Below are 15,279 nucleotides of genomic sequence, written 5' to 3' on the forward strand. Positions count from 1 at the left end.
TACCCGTTCTGTCTGGGGTGACAAAGGAATGTATCTGGCGATTACACCACGTGTGAGTAACTTAATCGTAGAAGAAGGCAGTGCTTACGCGGTTGATGGTGTAGCGGTTGGAACTCAGTACGATTATCTGACACACATTGATCTGCGCAATGAACACGGTAACTTCGTACCGTGGCAACCGACACAGGAAGATATGATGGCGTGTGATTGGGAGTTTGTGGAAGAAGAGGCGGCGAAGTCTGAGATTAAACCAGAGACATCAGAATATAATTTAGTCTTTGATTTGACTACCTCCCAGAAATATACAAACGCATATGGAGGTGATGTAGCAAATGGTAACTTAGTTAGGATTGAAGATAATATAGGTAATGATCCAATTTTTGCTTTTTATTTTGAAAAAAACTATAACGCAATCACTGTAAATTTTTCACATTTAAATCTAGCAAACGATATGGAAACATTAAATAATATAAGAGCGAAGCTACTAACAATTACTGTGGATGGAACAAAATATGAACTCGGGTATCCTATTGAAAAAACAGATTGGCCTCAACCTATTTATATTCCATGGTATAAAGGTAGCGATGTGGAAAAAATTTCTAACCTGCTAAAACAAGAAAATAAAAAATTCCGTTTCCATCTCAACTGGCATGATTAATCTTTTTAGGCTGCGCACCGCGTGGACTTCCCCAACCCCTTGATCTCCTTAATTTCCGTTTTTCTGACAGAAATAAGTAAAATCAAAATGTTACGTTAAATAGGATAATTATCCTATTTTAACCCCTTGATTTAATTGAATTCCGTTCCTGAGCAGGAATTAAGCAAAATCAACGACTTAGATAAAGGTGGGATTCCTCACCTTTAACCCGTTACTCGCTGATCACGTTATTCGTGATGCGTCACGATAAATAAAGGCCATTGATTCTTCCGTTTCAAACGGAGGTATGGAATTAACTGTAGGAATTACTTTAGTTTAAGGAGTCACTTTACTGAGCATGAGGGCTACGGAACTGTAGGGGATTCCTCTGTAGTTGATTACCCTGAGAGTTAAAGGGCCGACTGCAGCCCCTCCATGTTACTCTTCTTTCTTCTGCATGAGCTTATTGAATTTTTCATGCAGTGATTGTGGGTACAGTTCTGTGTATACCTGCCATAATACATCCAGTGAACGATGCCCTGTGACTTGCGCGACCTCTTCAATGGAAAATCCCGCCTCAAACAAACGACTGGCTCCTTCTCGGCGTAGGTCGTGGTAGCGGAGGTCTTCGATGCCAAGCTCGACACATGCTTTATGAAAACCCTTGGATATACTTCTCGTATTATAAGGAAATATCAGCCCACTATCAGATTTAGGCTGTCGTTGAACTATATCCCACGCCTCCCCAAGTAAGGGAACGAGCATATGATTGCCGACTTTCTTTCTGGGGTCTTTTCTGTCTCTTACGAGCACAGACCTCTGCTTCTCATCAATATCATCCCACCTGATTTTACATACCTCCCCAATGCGCATGCAGGAAAGTATTGAGAAATTCAATATATCCTCGTAAGGAATATTACTTGTCCAGTGGCTGCCTCGCCTGCGCAGCACCTCCATTAATCTATCTAACTCCTCGCGTTCTGGTCTTCTGCTGCGTCGTTGGCTTTTACTGATTAATCCCATTTGGGTTAAAACTGAACGAGCTTCATGTGCGGGATTCGAGGTGTAGTCTATACCATAGACAGGCTTGGCTGATTTTAGGACAGATGACAAATAGACGACATCATGATTAATTGTGGCGGGGGTAGTCCCTGTAGAATGTCGTTGCTTGCAATGTTCAATAATATGGCTGACCGAAAGCTCAGTTAGAATACGTTTTGCGAGATCACTCTTTAACAACGAATTCAATACATTTTTCTTATCTCTTCCTGCCTTTCCACCCAAACCTGGATCATTGATATATTTATGCAATAGAGCACCAACTGTAAAATCTTCGGTATCATTCTGTGTAGGGACTCCATTTTGTTCTAACTCAGCCACCCGCTGAGCACCCCATGTTTTGGCATGAGAGTGTTTTCCAAATGTACGGTTCTCTCTGTAAATGTATTTACCGCCAGACTTAACACCGACAGTGCAGCGGTAACGGACAGTGCCATCTGCGCGAGGGCGCTTTTCTATGCTATAGTAGGCCATCTGTGATGCTCTCCAGTTCAAATTTTTCACGACATAAAGGGGTGCCATTAGGGGTGCTGATAATCCCAAAATAGCCTAAAAAACCCTTAAATGCACGAAAATCAGCAAAAATAACAACTCAGGAAATTCAGCATAATAGCGAGCTATGGCGGGAGTCTGGCGTGTTATTTGGGTATTTTCTTTTTTCGTTTTACCGATTTATAATCGGCGGCCCAAACAGAGGTATATGATGACTGCGACAAACTTTTCCGAATTCCAACTTGATGAATCCTTGCTTGAAGCACTGAACGACAAAGGCTACGAACGCCCGACCGCTATTCAGGCGGCAGCCATTCCTGCGGCTATGGACGGACGCGATGTATTAGGCTCAGCGCCAACCGGTACCGGTAAAACTGCCGCTTACCTGCTACCGGCTCTACAGCATTTATTGGATTTTCCTCGCAAAAAATCAGGACCTCCACGCATCCTGATTTTGACACCAACCCGTGAACTGGCAATGCAGGTGGCAGAACAGGCAAAAGAGCTGGCGGCCCATACACATTTGGACATTGCCACAATTACAGGTGGTGTTGCCTACATGAATCATGCGGAAGTATTCAGTGAGAATCAGGATATTGTTGTCGCAACGACAGGGCGTCTGCTGCAATACATCAAAGAGGAAAATTTCGACTGCCGTGCAGTGGAAACGCTGATCCTTGATGAAGCGGATCGCATGTTGGATATGGGATTTTCCAATGATGTCGAAACGATTGCAGGAGAAACCCGCTGGCGTAAACAAACATTGTTATTCTCCGCGACGCTGGAAGGGGAATCCATCCGTGATTTTGCCGAGCGTCTGTTAACCGATCCGGTTGAGATCGATGCCGAACCTTCTCGCCGTGAGCGCAAGAAAATTCAGCAATTTTACTATCGGGCTGATTCGTTAGAGCATAAAACAGCCCTGCTATGCCACCTTCTCCAGCAACCTGAAGTGACGAAATCCATTGTTTTCGTGCGCAAACGAGAACGTGTGCGCGAGCTTGTCGATTGGCTGAACCAAGCAGGCATTCAAGCGTGTTTTCTTGAAGGTGAAATGGTGCAAGCCAAGCGTACAGATGCTGTCAGACGCTTGAATGAGGGTAAAGTCAAGGTTTTGGTCGCAACCGATGTTGCTTCCCGTGGCTTGGATATCGAGAATATCAGCCACGTCTTTAACTTCGATTTGCCTCGTACCGCGGATGTTTACTTACACCGAATTGGTCGTACTGCTCGCGCAGGCCGTAAAGGAACTGCCATTGCTCTGGTTGAAGCACACGATCACCTGCTTTTAGGCAAAATCAGCCGTTACCTCAAAGAGCCTTTGAAAATGCGAGTGGTTGATGAACTTCGCCCACAAACCAAAGCGCCAAGTGAGAAAAAAAGCAATAAGCCATCCAAAAAAGTATTGGCAAAACGCAAAGAGAAGAAGAAAACAGAAGAGACAAAGAAAAACCACGTAAAAGTTCGTCATCGCGATAGCAAAAATATCGGGAAACGCCGCGCTCCTTCTGGCAATCCCAGACCAGAATTAACTGAATCTAAATAGCATTTCAAAATGATAGGAGTATTCCTTAACCCCGCGCTCTGCGCGGGGTTAAGGGACTCCAACATCTGATACTCTCAGTATGATGAAAACCTATTTAGCAACGATTAATTAATCACCGATTGTAGAACATGGGCGAAGCCATACAGTGAATTCGCCCATGTTCCGGCAGACTGAGCGCTAAATATTATACGGCATAAGGCTGCTCACCTTGCTGCAAGGTAAGATCTGTATCTGTAACGTCCGTTGACGCCAACATGGTATTGCCATTATTCAACCAAGGCTTTTGTTCCGCCATTAATTCGAGGACAGCTTCCAAAAAATGAGCCTTAAAAGTGTGGAGACCATATCGATTAGGCAACATGACATCCCATATACTTTCTAATTCATATTCATACTTAAGCTCTACTTCGTGCCCCATAGGTTGACGAATTGGCAATGTTTTTTGCAGGTTCCCCAGCCAATCATGTTGGACGGTATAATGGCGTATCAAACCGCTGTCAGCCATTTCACGAGCAACTTCGGGTGATACGCCCATATATTTCAATGTAGCGTCAGAAACACTAACAGAATTGTAAATAACTGCTGGTTTCCCTGTTGCCAATGCTGCCACTGTTGCTAATCCGCCCCCCAATGAATGCCCTGTAAAAATGACATTTTCACCAAATACTTCTAACGATTTATGTGCCAATTCCACGGCTTGATTATACTGCTTTTCATTGAAACCAAGCCCTTGACGAATACTTACCATAAAATCCTGTAATTCATTCGATCCTGTGAAAGAAACAATATACAGCCCCTTATTGTGGTAAACACCGGCCTGAAATCCTGTTGAATAATCATTCAGCGTATCAGGATCAATACCTAATTTTGATAAATCCTCATCAGACAGGCGCACATAATCGCCAATCCCTAAACTCGTTTGTCGATAAACATCACGGGTAACCAACGTCAAGTTATAATCGACCAGTTTAGATTGTTTTCCCGCAATATCATTTGCTTTCAATTCAGGAGCTGCCATCGTGCTGGCATTTAAATTATTAACCAATGATTGATAGAGGGCATTCACCTGCTTGGTATTTTCTGAAAGTGAAATGCCAGGGGAAGAAATGTGTTCAACTTCGTCAGGTGGTGATTGAGCTGAAGAATTAGGTTGGGGTTGTAGCGCATTTTCTTGTAGTGAGTAGATCCCTGGTCCACGGAAAAAATCGGTATTAACTGATAAAGTCATAAAATTCTCCTACAGATTATTTAAATTTGGTGTGTTTTAAAAACCCAAACTCTCTATCGGCAGAATTTTTAACAATATTAAAACAAATTTAATCCTTAATTAACAAAATTAATTCCCATAACTAAAATATGGAAATAAAAAAGGGAGCATTGATTCTCCCTTTAGATTTTTTTTGCTTGATACAAAAATTACAGGCTTTCTGTAAAAGTACGCGCAATAACATCACGTTGCTGTTCTGGAGTCAGTGAGTTAAAACGTACAGCATAACCAGATACACGAATAGTAAGTTGAGGATACTTTTCCGGATGTTTTACTGCATCTTCCAACGTTTCGCGACGCAGAACATTAACATTCAGATGTTGACCGCCTTCTATACGTACAGCCGGCTTAACTTCCAACGGGATCTCGCGATATTCAAATTGCCCCAGTTCCTCTTTAGCAACAATCTGGCCTTCATCGTAATCTGCTTTGGCACAGATGCAACGCGCTTCATTTTTTTCATCATCCAATAGCCAAAAAGAATTCATCAATGCAGCATTATCAGATTGGGTAATTTGAATTCCAGTAATCATTTATACCTCCAGAATCATCATCTTAGTTATTCAGTCAATCCATAATTTAATCAACCATCGTTCTTGATTTCCTGTATACCAGCACAAATGAGAAGATTCTTTGATTGTAATCAACTAATTTCATAAGGTTATTGATAATAAATTCATAACATTATGTTTTAAAACATCTTTTATAGTAGAATTGAATGAAATTATTTTCATATTTTTTCAAAAAAATTTATAAAAATAGATTTTCATCCTGAGAATTAAGCTTAGATTGAGATCTGAGGGTTTCCCTATCCCAAGGGAATCGGTAAGCTTAAGTCATCTGATAATCATTTAGAAAGGGATTGGCTATGTCCACACCTCTCACATGGCACGATGTCATCGGCAATGAAAAGAAACAGCCTTATTTTGTTGATACATTGGCTTATGTTGCCAATGAACGTCAGGCTGGAAAAACCATTTATCCGCCTCAAGCCGATGTTTTTAATGCCTTTCGCTATACTGAATTGGCTGATGTAAAAGTCGTCATTTTAGGACAAGATCCTTACCACGGCCCGAATCAGGCCCACGGTTTGGCTTTCTCTGTACAGCCAGGTATTCCTGCACCGCCTTCTCTCGTCAATATGTACAAAGAACTGGCATCGGATATTGCTGGATTTACTCGTCCAAATCACGGTTGCTTAATAAGCTGGGCAAAACAGGGCGTGTTATTACTCAATACCGTACTCACCGTTGAGCGCGGTAACGCACATTCTCATGCGCATTTGGACTGGGAAACGTTCACTGACAAAGTTATTGCAGCAATCAATGAACATCGCAACGGAGTCATTTTCTTACTTTGGGGATCTCATGCCCAGAAAAAAGGCCACTTCATTGATATCCAACGCCACCATGTATTAAAAGCCCCCCATCCTTCACCTCTGTCCGCCCATCGAGGTTTCTTAGGCTGTAAACATTTTTCACAAGCCAATAACTTATTGGAAGCTCAAGGATTATCTCCAATAAATTGGGAGCCTCAATTACCCCAATAACCGCTCTGCCTACAAAAATGCCGCCTTTCTAATGGCGGCATTACATCACGAGAGACCGTAACCTTTATTTAGAAACCGCAACCATTGCAGGACGCAATAGACGACCATTTAATGTATAACCTTTCTGCATCACCAACATAACCTGATTAGGTTCATGCTGATCTGATTCCATCATGGTCATCGCCTGATGCACTTCTGGATTGAAAGGTACATTAATGTCACTGACCACTTCAACACCAAACTTACCCACTGAATCGATAAAAGATTTCAGCGTCAGTTCAATACCTTCAATCATTGGCAGTAACGTTTCATTGGTACGATCAGCCGCATCTAATGCACGTTCCAGATTATCGATAACGGGCAAAAGTTCATTGGCGAATTTTTCCAATGCAAATTTATGTGCCTTTTCTATATCCTGCTCAGTACGACGGCGAATGTTTTCGATTTCAGCACGCGCACGCAACATAGCATCACGTTCATTAACCTGAGCCTGTTTCAGTTGTTCTTCCAACTCAGCAACACGCGGATCAACAATGCTTTCAGTCTCTGGCGCATCTGCCTGTTCCGCATTCATTTGTTGCTCTAATACATTTTCTGCGACTTGCTCGTCAGGTACTTTTTGGTCTTTACTACTCATGAATATCTCCGCGTATTTTGTATTATCTTCGCCATTTGAGCTTATTATGGGGATCAAAACGCGGGATTCAAGGGAACAATCATTATTGTGAGGGCAAAACCATATGCTGAAGGAAATAACAGCAATGAATAATGAATTCAAATGTATCGGTATTGTCGGTCGTCCACGTCACCCGGAAGCGCTGGCCACCCACGAAATGCTGTACCACTGGCTGGTATCTAAAGGTTATTGCGTCATTGTGGATAGACAGGTCGCGAAAGACATTAATTTAAAAGGCGCTCAAACTGGAGGATTGACAGAAATTGGTAAAATTGCCGATCTTGTGATTGTTGTCGGTGGTGATGGCAATATGCTCGGTGCAACCAGAGTATTATCACGTTATAACATCAAAGTCATTGGTATCAACCGAGGCAATTTGGGCTTTTTGACGGATTTGGATCCCGATAATGCCTTACAACAACTATCCGAAGTTTTGGACGGCAAATATCGAGACGAAAAACGTTTTCTGCTCGAAGCACAAGTGACAAAAACTGGACATAAATCCCGCCGTAGCACTGCATTAAATGAAGTCGTACTTCATCCAGGCAAAGTTGCTCATATGATTGAATTTGAAGTATATATTGATGAACGTTTTGCTTTTTCTCAACGTTCAGATGGATTAATCATAGCAACTCCCACTGGCTCTACGGCCTATTCACTGTCTGCTGGAGGACCTATATTAACCCCAAACTTAGACGCTATCGTGCTAGTACCGATGTTTCCACATACGCTCTCGGCTCGCCCTCTCGTTATCAGCAGCGAAAGCAGCATTCGCCTGAAATTTGCCCAGAATAGCAATGACTACGAAGTCAGTTGTGACAGCCAGATCGTCCTGCCAATCCAAGATGGTGAAGAAGTGATCATCAAACGCAGTGACTATAATCTGCATTTAATTCACCCAAAAGATTACAACTACTTTAATACACTGAGCACAAAACTGGGCTGGTCGAAAAAAATGTTCTAAAAATAGATCTTCCTACTTTACTGTATAAAAAACCAGTTTATACTGTATGGAAGCACAGACATGTTTTTATGCACAGGAACGTGTTTATATACAGTAACAAAGAAGGAGGAGCACGATGCTGACTCAATTGACCATCAGTAACTTTGCTATCGTTCGCGAACTTGAAATTGATTTCCGCACAGGCATGACGGCAATCACAGGTGAAACCGGAGCCGGTAAATCCATCGCGATTGATGCATTAGGTTTATGTCTTGGCAATCGTGGCGAAGCTAACATGGTTCGTCCAGGTGCTCCGCGTACCGATCTTTGTGCCCGTTTTTCACTAACTGATGCTCCTTCTGCCCGCAAATGGCTTATAGACCACCAGCTAGATGGAAGTTTTGATGATGATAATGAGTGCCTGCTGCGTCGTACAATTACCGCTGATGGGCGCTCTCGCGGTTTTATCAATGGCACTGCTGTACCACTCTCTCAATTACGTGAATTAGGTTCTCATATAATACAAATTCACGGGCAACATGCTCACCAATTATTGTTAGAAAATCGTCACCAAAGGCGCTTACTGGATATTTACACGGGCGATTTCGAACTTCAGCAAGAAATGAAACAGGCTTACCAGCAATGGCGCCAAAGCTGCCAGGCTCTCTCCCAATTCCAACAACAAGCTCTTGAGCGTCGTTCACGTCAGCAATTGCTGGAATATCACCTGAAAGAACTGGATGAACTGTCACCACAACCAGGCCATTATCAAGAACAGGATAGTGAATACAAACGGCTGGCAAATTGCGGACAGTTCTTGTCCGTCAGCCAAAATATCCTCCAGATTTTAAGTGATAATGATGAACAGAACATTACCAGTCTTCTTAGCTATGCCCGCAGTGAACTAACAGAGCTTGCCAGCATGGATCACAAACTCAGTGGCCTGCTTAACATGCTGGAAGAGGCGGCTATTCAAATCAATGAAGTGAGTGACGAGCTACGTCATTACAGCGACCAACTGGAACTGGACCCCAATCGTTTATTTGAACTGGAACAGAAAATCTCCCAACAAATTAGTATGGCCCGTAAACACCATGTTGCGCCAGAAGAGTTACCTGCATTACATCAACAACTGTTGGAAGAGCAATATCAGTTATCCCAACAGGAAAATGATTGCGCCCACCTTAGTGAACTTGTCAGCTTACATTATCAGCAAGCCCTGACTGTGGCAGAAAAATTGCATCATGTTCGCCAGAAATATGCCGCAGAATTAAGCCAACTGATAACAAACAGTATGCACCAACTTTCTATGCCTCACGGCCGTTTTACCATTGATGTTACCTTTGAAGCGGAGCATTTAAATATTGATGGCGCCAGCAAAGTTGAATTCAATGTCACAACCAACCCCGGCCAACCCCACCAACCGTTAGCAAAAGTGGCATCGGGTGGTGAGCTTTCCCGTATTGCACTGGCAATTCAAGTCATTACAGCGAAAAAGATGGAAACCCCTGCGCTGATTTTCGATGAAGTTGATGTAGGTATCAGTGGTCCAACAGCGGCCATTGTTGGGCGCTTGCTACGTGAATTGGGAGAATCGACCCAAGTTATGTGTGTCACCCACCTACCCCAAGTCGCAGGATGCGGGCATCAGCATTTTTATGTCAGCAAACAGACAGACGGTGAAGAAACAGAAACCCAAATGCAACTATTGGATAAAAAAGCACGACTTCAAGAACTGGCACGGCTTTTGGCGGGAAGTGAGGTTACAAAAAATACTTTGGCTAACGCAAAAGAACTGTTAGCGGCATAAATTGAGACAACTTTCTTGTATAATTGCAGTCATAGGTAAATGCATAGAGGTTTTCAACCTCTTCAATGTTTATTATTATCGACGGCCTAACTCCTAAAGGAATGTAATTACTATGCGCTGTAAATTGTTGACTGCCGCTACTGTATCACTTGTTATGCTGACTGCGGGTTGCTCTATGTTTGAGCGAATTGTTTATCGTCCTGATATTAATCAAGGGAACTACCTTACGCCGGCTGCGGTATCAAAAATCCATAAAGGAATGACTCAGCAGCAAGTTTCTTACACTTTGGGAACACCAATGCTGACCGATCCATTTGGGAGTCAAACTTGGTATTACGTATTCCGCCAACAACCAGGCCATGGGAAAACAACTCAGGAAACACTGACACTTACCTTTGATAGCAAAGGCGTGTTAACTGATATCAAGGATGAAAAATCACTGCCAGAGAATCAATGAAATGTGTGTTTTATTTATTCGCCAGTAGATAATCTGGCGAATAAATAGATATTATCGCGCATTGCTCTTCGCGCGCTCGGCTCGTTTACGGCGCATTTCTTTTGGATCAGCAACCAGAGGGCGATAAATCTCCACACGATCTCCCTTTTCCAATGTATCAGTCAGTTTGGCAGGACGGCTATAAATACCAACTTTATTTTTAGCCAAATCGATATCATTACGTAATGTCAAAAGGCCGGACGCTACAATCGCCTGTTCGACGGTTGCTCCTTGCGGTACTTTCACATTACGCAGATATTGCCGTTCAGGCAGAGCATAAACGACTTCGATATTAATTTCAGACACTATAGACCTCACGTGCACGTTGGGTAAAAGCCTGAACCATATTCCCAGCTAGCTCTTTAAATACCTTACCAAAAGCCAGTTCAATCAATTTGTTAGTAAATTCAAAATCGAGATGCAACTCAACCTTACAAGCATCTTCACTTAACGGAGTAAAATGCCACCCTCCCATCAATTTACGGAAAGGCCCATCAACAAGTTGCATACTGATGCGTTGATTATCAAATAACGTATTGCGCGTTACGAACGTCTTACTGATCCCTGCCTTAGAGACCTCAACAGAAGCCGTCATTTCATTATTGCTACTGCTTATAACACGGCTACCTACACATCCTGGTAAAAAATCCGGATAAGATGTCACATCGTTGACCAATTTATACATTTGTTCCACGCTGTAAGGCACTAGCGCAGAGCGACTAATCTGTGGCATATCATTTCCTGTAAAACATAACAGCGCTGAATAGTATCACTTAAACATGGTTAAATAAAAACCCGATGACATTTTAGAACAATAAATACGCACTTATCGCTAAATATCATACAGAAGAGATTTCTTTCACTAACGCATACAGTATAATACAACGCATTATGACAAAGAAAAAAGCATACAAACCCGGTTCGGCAACAATTGCCATGAATAAGCGAGCCCGCCACGAATACTTCATTGAAGAAGAACTCGAAGCAGGCTTATCCCTACAAGGTTGGGAAGTCAAATCACTGCGCGCTGGCAAGGCTAACATCAGTGAGAGTTATGTTTTGCTCAAAGATGGTGATGCTTATCTTTTTGGTGCCACGATTACGCCATTAAATGTTGCTTCTTCCCACGTAGTTTGTGATCCGACGAGGTCACGTAAGCTACTACTTAACAAACGCGAGCTTGATTCACTGTATGGTCGAATCAATCGAGAAGGTTATACCATCGTCGCACTTTCCATGTATTGGAAAAATGCCTGGTGCAAAATCAAAATTGGCGTTGCAAAAGGTAAAAAGGCGCATGATAAGCGTTCAGATATCAAAGAACGTGAGTGGAAATTAGACAAAGCGAGAATTATGAAGAATTCTGGGCGTTAATCACTGGCATTATCACTCAATATTCTGATATACTTGCTCTTAATACACTTGGGGCTGATTCTGGATTCGACGGGATTCGCGAAACCCAAGGTGCATGCCGAGGGGCGGTTGGCCTCGTAAAAAGCCGCAAAACAATAGTCGCAAACGACGAAAACTACGCACTGGCAGCTTAATAACCTGCGCAGAGCCCTCTCTCCCTAGCCTCCGCTCTTAGGACGGGGATCAAGAGAGGTCAAACCCAAAAGAGATCGCGTGGATGCCCTGCCTGGGGTTGAAGCGTTAAATCCAATCAGGCTAGTTTGTTAGTGGCGTGTCTGTCCGCAGCTGACAAGCGAATGTAAAGACTAGACTAAGCATGTAGTACCAAGGATGTAGGAATTTCGGACGCGGGTTCAACTCCCGCCAGCTCCACCAAATAAAACAAGGGGTTACGTGAAAACGTAGCCCCTTTTTGTTTGTCCATGTCCACTTTACGTCCACCCATTTTATTTTTATGGGCACGCATGGACACTAACGAGATGTTAAAGCATTCACCAGTTTTAATTTCTCAGTAGCAGTCATTCCATTGATTAATTGCCTTACATCACAAACTCTTCTGTCTTCATCTTCAATTTGCAAATAGTGGCTGAATAAAAGGTCTACTTTAAATGGCAGGCTTGGGCACTGAGCGTTATTGCATAAAGCAAAAATTTCTGATTTTTCGCGGTGATAATATTTGACGTCGATAATACTGGCTGGCTTCTGACAGCATGGACAAATGATAGATTGTTCCAGAGAAGCAACATTCTTTTTACTTATGTAGCTACCTGTCTTTCTGATTGCAGGCAGAACTACACTAGTAACCCACTTACGAAAACGATGGGGTAGCGTTCCTGTCTTCACGGCATCACGACAGCGAATGGTCAGAAAGTACATTCCTGATTCATTGATAATGTTGACTTTACCCTGACGCCCTATGTTAAACATAGACCGTTCATCGCCATCTAATCTATCAATGGCTTGTGTCACGTTCTGGATATTTAATGCAGAACAAACATCTTGAGCAACAAACCACGGGTTACCACTAATATTGAGGGTTCTAATGTTATGAGATTCGAAAACGAATGGAACTACTAATTGATTAGCCATTACTGACTCCTTACTTTTCTTTGAGAGTTAGATTCACCATTAAAAATATGGTGTCAGGAGGCTCAAAACGGTAGTAAGAAACCGCGGACGTATTTCCCTTGCGGGTGTTGTATTAGTCGCCCTCCCGACATTGAGTCGGTAAGATGATAGCCGAATAGCTACCACTAAAAATTAGGCATAAAAAATCCAACACTGACGGGGTTGGTTTTGGCCGCTTACTTGAGGTTTTGAGTCCTCGTGCAAAAACGATAATGAATTACTTTCAGAAAATCAACTACATTTTCTTACAAAGAAAAAAATTTCAGTTCGCCACTCCCATCAAAGCCGCATCAATCCTGAACGCTTCAACATAGCGCGGCTTTGCTTTGTGATCCAGCAATCCCACGTAAAATACAAATTTCCTTTTAATATCATTACGTTGATTTTTCCTCGCGATCCAGCCTGCGATCCAAAAACTGAAATTTACTGAAAATCTTTTCATTCCTTTCAGTTCGGGATTTTTCCCATACCGCCTGTGCTGGTGCGGTCTGGCGATAGCGTTTGTAGAATTCTCAAACTGAAAAAACTTTTTGATCCAAAACGTGCAGGCGGGTGCGGTGTAGTCCGTTTTACGTGGGGTTTACGTTTATTTCGTGGGAATTACGTGGCATATGCGCGATGTGGTGACGTGATCCAAATAAACCCCATCAGGGTGGTAAGTTAATAGGTGAATGGCTTATAGCGCGCCTGATGACGCTTGGTAAGGGTATAAAAAGGCCACGATTTACGCAGCCTTTGAAGAGTGATCATCTTTATAGGATAGACACGGTTAATTGATGCCCGATAGCCGTCGCCGCCTTAGCCACCGTATCAATCTTGGTCGAGTGGTGCAGATCAAACAGGCGGGTGACTTCCTGTTTCTTCACGCCCATGCGCTGGGCTAGCTCTGTTTGCGTTAAGCGGGAATCAACAAACGCATTGAGCATTAACACCTTTGAAGCCACGCTTAACGGCACATCGACATAATCATCACCTTGCGCCACAGGGCTGGGTGATGGGATTTTTTTACTGTCTTCGAAGTAGAATTCAAAAGAGGTGATTAACGCATCAAGCGCCATCTCCAGTGCTTCTTCCCGTGTTTCCCCCTGGGTTAAGGCTTCGGGGATATCCGGGAACGAGACAAAATAGCCGCCCTCTTCTACAGGTTCGAGTATTACGGGATATCGCATAGTATTTGATAGTGAAGCTGTGCGAGAACCCGCCTCTGGTGAGACGGGTTTTTATTACAATCCTAACTGCTTGATGATTGCTTTCCTCAGTGGTTCTTTTATCTCATGGGCGGGGTGTCTTGGCATAATGCTGTACTTCCCCTTATACCTCAGTTTCAGATGGTTTGTCCCGTTTGAAACTTCGACGCCCTGAGCTTCCAGCCACCGTCTAAACTCGCTTTGCTTCACTGCTCCTCCATTCTGTTGAACATGGAATTATAGTAAACATTTATGCTTACCGTGTCAACATTATTGTTTACTTTATTTTTTGGGAGAAATAGAAATGTTAAAGGCCACCGGGCGGTTAACCCGATGGCCTTATCTACGTTTCCGTTACCTATTTCAGAAAGGTACGGATCAATTCTAAAAGCGCAATTAACGCCTTGAGAACGATGATAGCGGTATCAATAAATGCTTTCACCCGTTGACTCCAATTAAGGAGCACGACTTAACCAACCATTGCCTTTAGACTGCCTGTCCGATTGGCTATCATCATTGTTAGTAGGTGACTGTCGCGCTCTGACCGAGGCACCGAATCAGCACCATCTGGTATTCAGCCAGGGCTTTGTACACCTCGTAAGACTTACGAAGTATTGAAATCCTTTTCAATATAAAACACTTTAGTTAATGGTCATTGCGCTTATCCAACTAACAAGCGTAGATTATAGGTCTATTTTCAGATGATTCAATCAATTAAAACAATGGATCAGCAAAAACAAAAAAACCAACTGGTGAGGTTGGCTTTTTTGTTTTTACCCTTGAATTGGGTGGGATACTTTACGCTATTGGCAAGGTTGGTGGCCTCGGTTTTAGCGCGACAGTCACCTACTAACACTCCCAGTCTAATACCTATAGCATAAAATATCAACCTATGGTATAGCGTCAAAGATCTCACACAAATGAGCGATATTCACCCAATCACAGGCGAATACTTCTGTTTCAGCCCGTCCGATTTATAGGCCGTATTTCTTATCGCGCTGGCGTTCTCCGGGGTGCCGGTATTGTGATGGGTATGGGCGGCGGTCAGTTCGGCCAACTCCGTCACCACATCCAGT

General features: G+C 43.0%; 17 protein-coding genes and 1 other RNA gene. 8 read left to right on the forward strand and 10 right to left on the reverse strand.

Annotated features, from left to right (window positions below; genetic code table 11):
- Positions 1-658: DUF2829 domain-containing protein (locus IQ211_RS14480; protein ID WP_193836406.1), on the forward strand; the 658-nt coding region annotated here is incomplete at its 5' end.
- Positions 659-1,075: 417 nt separating this feature from the next.
- Here IQ211_RS14480 and IQ211_RS14485 read toward each other — a convergent pair.
- The gene (locus tag IQ211_RS14485; protein WP_189760701.1) at positions 1,076-2,170 is read right to left on the reverse strand and encodes a site-specific integrase; all 1,095 of its coding nucleotides are present in this window, start codon (positions 2,168-2,170) and stop codon (positions 1,076-1,078) included.
- Between the two features lie 229 nt (positions 2,171-2,399).
- Between IQ211_RS14485 and srmB the strand changes: the two genes are divergently transcribed.
- On the forward strand, positions 2,400-3,734 hold the full coding sequence (gene srmB, locus IQ211_RS14490; protein ID WP_189760713.1) for an ATP-dependent RNA helicase SrmB: 1,335 nt from the start codon (positions 2,400-2,402) through the stop codon (positions 3,732-3,734).
- A gap of 184 nt (positions 3,735-3,918) precedes the next feature.
- Here srmB and IQ211_RS14495 read toward each other — a convergent pair whose 3' ends face one another.
- A complete protein-coding gene (locus IQ211_RS14495; RefSeq protein WP_223281808.1) occupies positions 3,919-4,962 on the reverse strand; it encodes a Tle-like phospholipase domain-containing protein in 1,044 nt (347 codons plus the stop codon).
- A gap of 188 nt (positions 4,963-5,150) precedes the next feature.
- The gene (gene grcA, locus IQ211_RS14500) at positions 5,151-5,534 is read right to left on the reverse strand and encodes an autonomous glycyl radical cofactor GrcA (RefSeq protein ID WP_189760702.1); all 384 of its coding nucleotides are present in this window, start codon (positions 5,532-5,534) and stop codon (positions 5,151-5,153) included.
- A 335-nt stretch (positions 5,535-5,869) separates the two neighbouring features.
- Here grcA and ung point away from each other — a divergent pair, with 335 nt between their 5' ends.
- The gene (ung, locus tag IQ211_RS14505; protein ID WP_189760703.1) at positions 5,870-6,550 is read left to right on the forward strand and encodes a uracil-DNA glycosylase; all 681 of its coding nucleotides are present in this window, start codon (positions 5,870-5,872) and stop codon (positions 6,548-6,550) included.
- A 64-nt stretch (positions 6,551-6,614) separates the two neighbouring features.
- Here the strand turns inward: ung and grpE are convergent, their stop codons facing one another.
- Positions 6,615-7,187, reverse strand: coding sequence for a nucleotide exchange factor GrpE (gene grpE, locus IQ211_RS14510; RefSeq protein ID WP_189760704.1), 573 nt, complete (start codon positions 7,185-7,187; stop codon positions 6,615-6,617).
- 124 nt (positions 7,188-7,311) lie between these two features.
- Here grpE and nadK point away from each other — a divergent pair, with 124 nt between their 5' ends.
- From nadK to bamE, 3 genes are all read left to right on the forward strand, one after another.
- The gene (gene nadK, locus IQ211_RS14515; protein WP_143187471.1) at positions 7,312-8,190 is read left to right on the forward strand and encodes an NAD(+) kinase; all 879 of its coding nucleotides are present in this window, start codon (positions 7,312-7,314) and stop codon (positions 8,188-8,190) included.
- A 115-nt stretch (positions 8,191-8,305) separates the two neighbouring features.
- Positions 8,306-9,979, forward strand: a complete 1,674-nt coding sequence (gene recN, locus IQ211_RS14520; RefSeq protein WP_189760705.1) for a DNA repair protein RecN — start codon at positions 8,306-8,308, stop codon at positions 9,977-9,979.
- A 112-nt stretch (positions 9,980-10,091) separates the two neighbouring features.
- Positions 10,092-10,436 carry an outer membrane protein assembly factor BamE gene (gene bamE / locus IQ211_RS14525; RefSeq protein ID WP_189760706.1) on the forward strand — a complete coding sequence of 115 codons (345 nt, stop codon included), beginning with the start codon at positions 10,092-10,094 and terminating at the stop codon, positions 10,434-10,436.
- A gap of 51 nt (positions 10,437-10,487) precedes the next feature.
- Here bamE and IQ211_RS14530 read toward each other — a convergent pair whose 3' ends face one another.
- Positions 10,488-10,781, reverse strand: coding sequence for an RnfH family protein (locus IQ211_RS14530; RefSeq protein ID WP_189760707.1), 294 nt, complete (start codon positions 10,779-10,781; stop codon positions 10,488-10,490).
- Positions 10,774-11,208: a type II toxin-antitoxin system RatA family toxin gene (locus tag IQ211_RS14535; protein ID WP_189760708.1), complete on the reverse strand. Its 435-nt coding sequence runs from the start codon at positions 11,206-11,208 to the stop codon at positions 10,774-10,776. Before IQ211_RS14535 ends, IQ211_RS14530 begins: the two co-directional genes overlap by 8 nt.
- A gap of 158 nt (positions 11,209-11,366) precedes the next feature.
- On the opposite strand from IQ211_RS14535, the gene smpB reads away from it, so the two are divergent.
- Together smpB and ssrA are read left to right on the forward strand one after the other, a co-directional pair.
- Positions 11,367-11,849: an SsrA-binding protein SmpB gene (gene smpB / locus IQ211_RS14540; protein ID WP_189760709.1), complete on the forward strand. Its 483-nt coding sequence runs from the start codon at positions 11,367-11,369 to the stop codon at positions 11,847-11,849.
- Between the two features lie 50 nt (positions 11,850-11,899).
- Positions 11,900-12,263, forward strand: a transfer-messenger RNA (tmRNA) gene (gene ssrA, locus IQ211_RS14545).
- A gap of 96 nt (positions 12,264-12,359) precedes the next feature.
- On the opposite strand, the gene IQ211_RS14550 is transcribed toward ssrA, so the two are convergent.
- From IQ211_RS14550 to dinQ, 4 genes are all read right to left on the reverse strand, one after another.
- Complete coding sequence (locus tag IQ211_RS14550; RefSeq protein ID WP_189760710.1) at positions 12,360-12,977, reverse strand: BRO-N domain-containing protein; 618 nt, start codon at positions 12,975-12,977, stop codon at positions 12,360-12,362.
- 791 nt (positions 12,978-13,768) lie between these two features.
- Positions 13,769-14,185: a type II toxin-antitoxin system HicB family antitoxin gene (locus IQ211_RS14555; RefSeq protein WP_189760711.1), complete on the reverse strand. Its 417-nt coding sequence runs from the start codon at positions 14,183-14,185 to the stop codon at positions 13,769-13,771.
- Positions 14,186-14,239: 54 nt separating this feature from the next.
- Positions 14,240-14,413, reverse strand: a complete 174-nt coding sequence (locus tag IQ211_RS14560; RefSeq protein WP_189760712.1) for a type II toxin-antitoxin system HicA family toxin — start codon at positions 14,411-14,413, stop codon at positions 14,240-14,242.
- A 148-nt stretch (positions 14,414-14,561) separates the two neighbouring features.
- A complete protein-coding gene (gene dinQ, locus IQ211_RS20190) occupies positions 14,562-14,633 on the reverse strand; it encodes a damage-inducible type I toxin DinQ (protein ID WP_399478393.1) in 72 nt (23 codons plus the stop codon).
- Positions 14,634-15,279 lie beyond the last annotated feature (646 nt).

This window comes from Xenorhabdus griffiniae (genome assembly GCF_015163655.1).
Lineage (GTDB): Bacteria > Pseudomonadota > Gammaproteobacteria > Enterobacterales > Enterobacteriaceae > Xenorhabdus > Xenorhabdus griffiniae.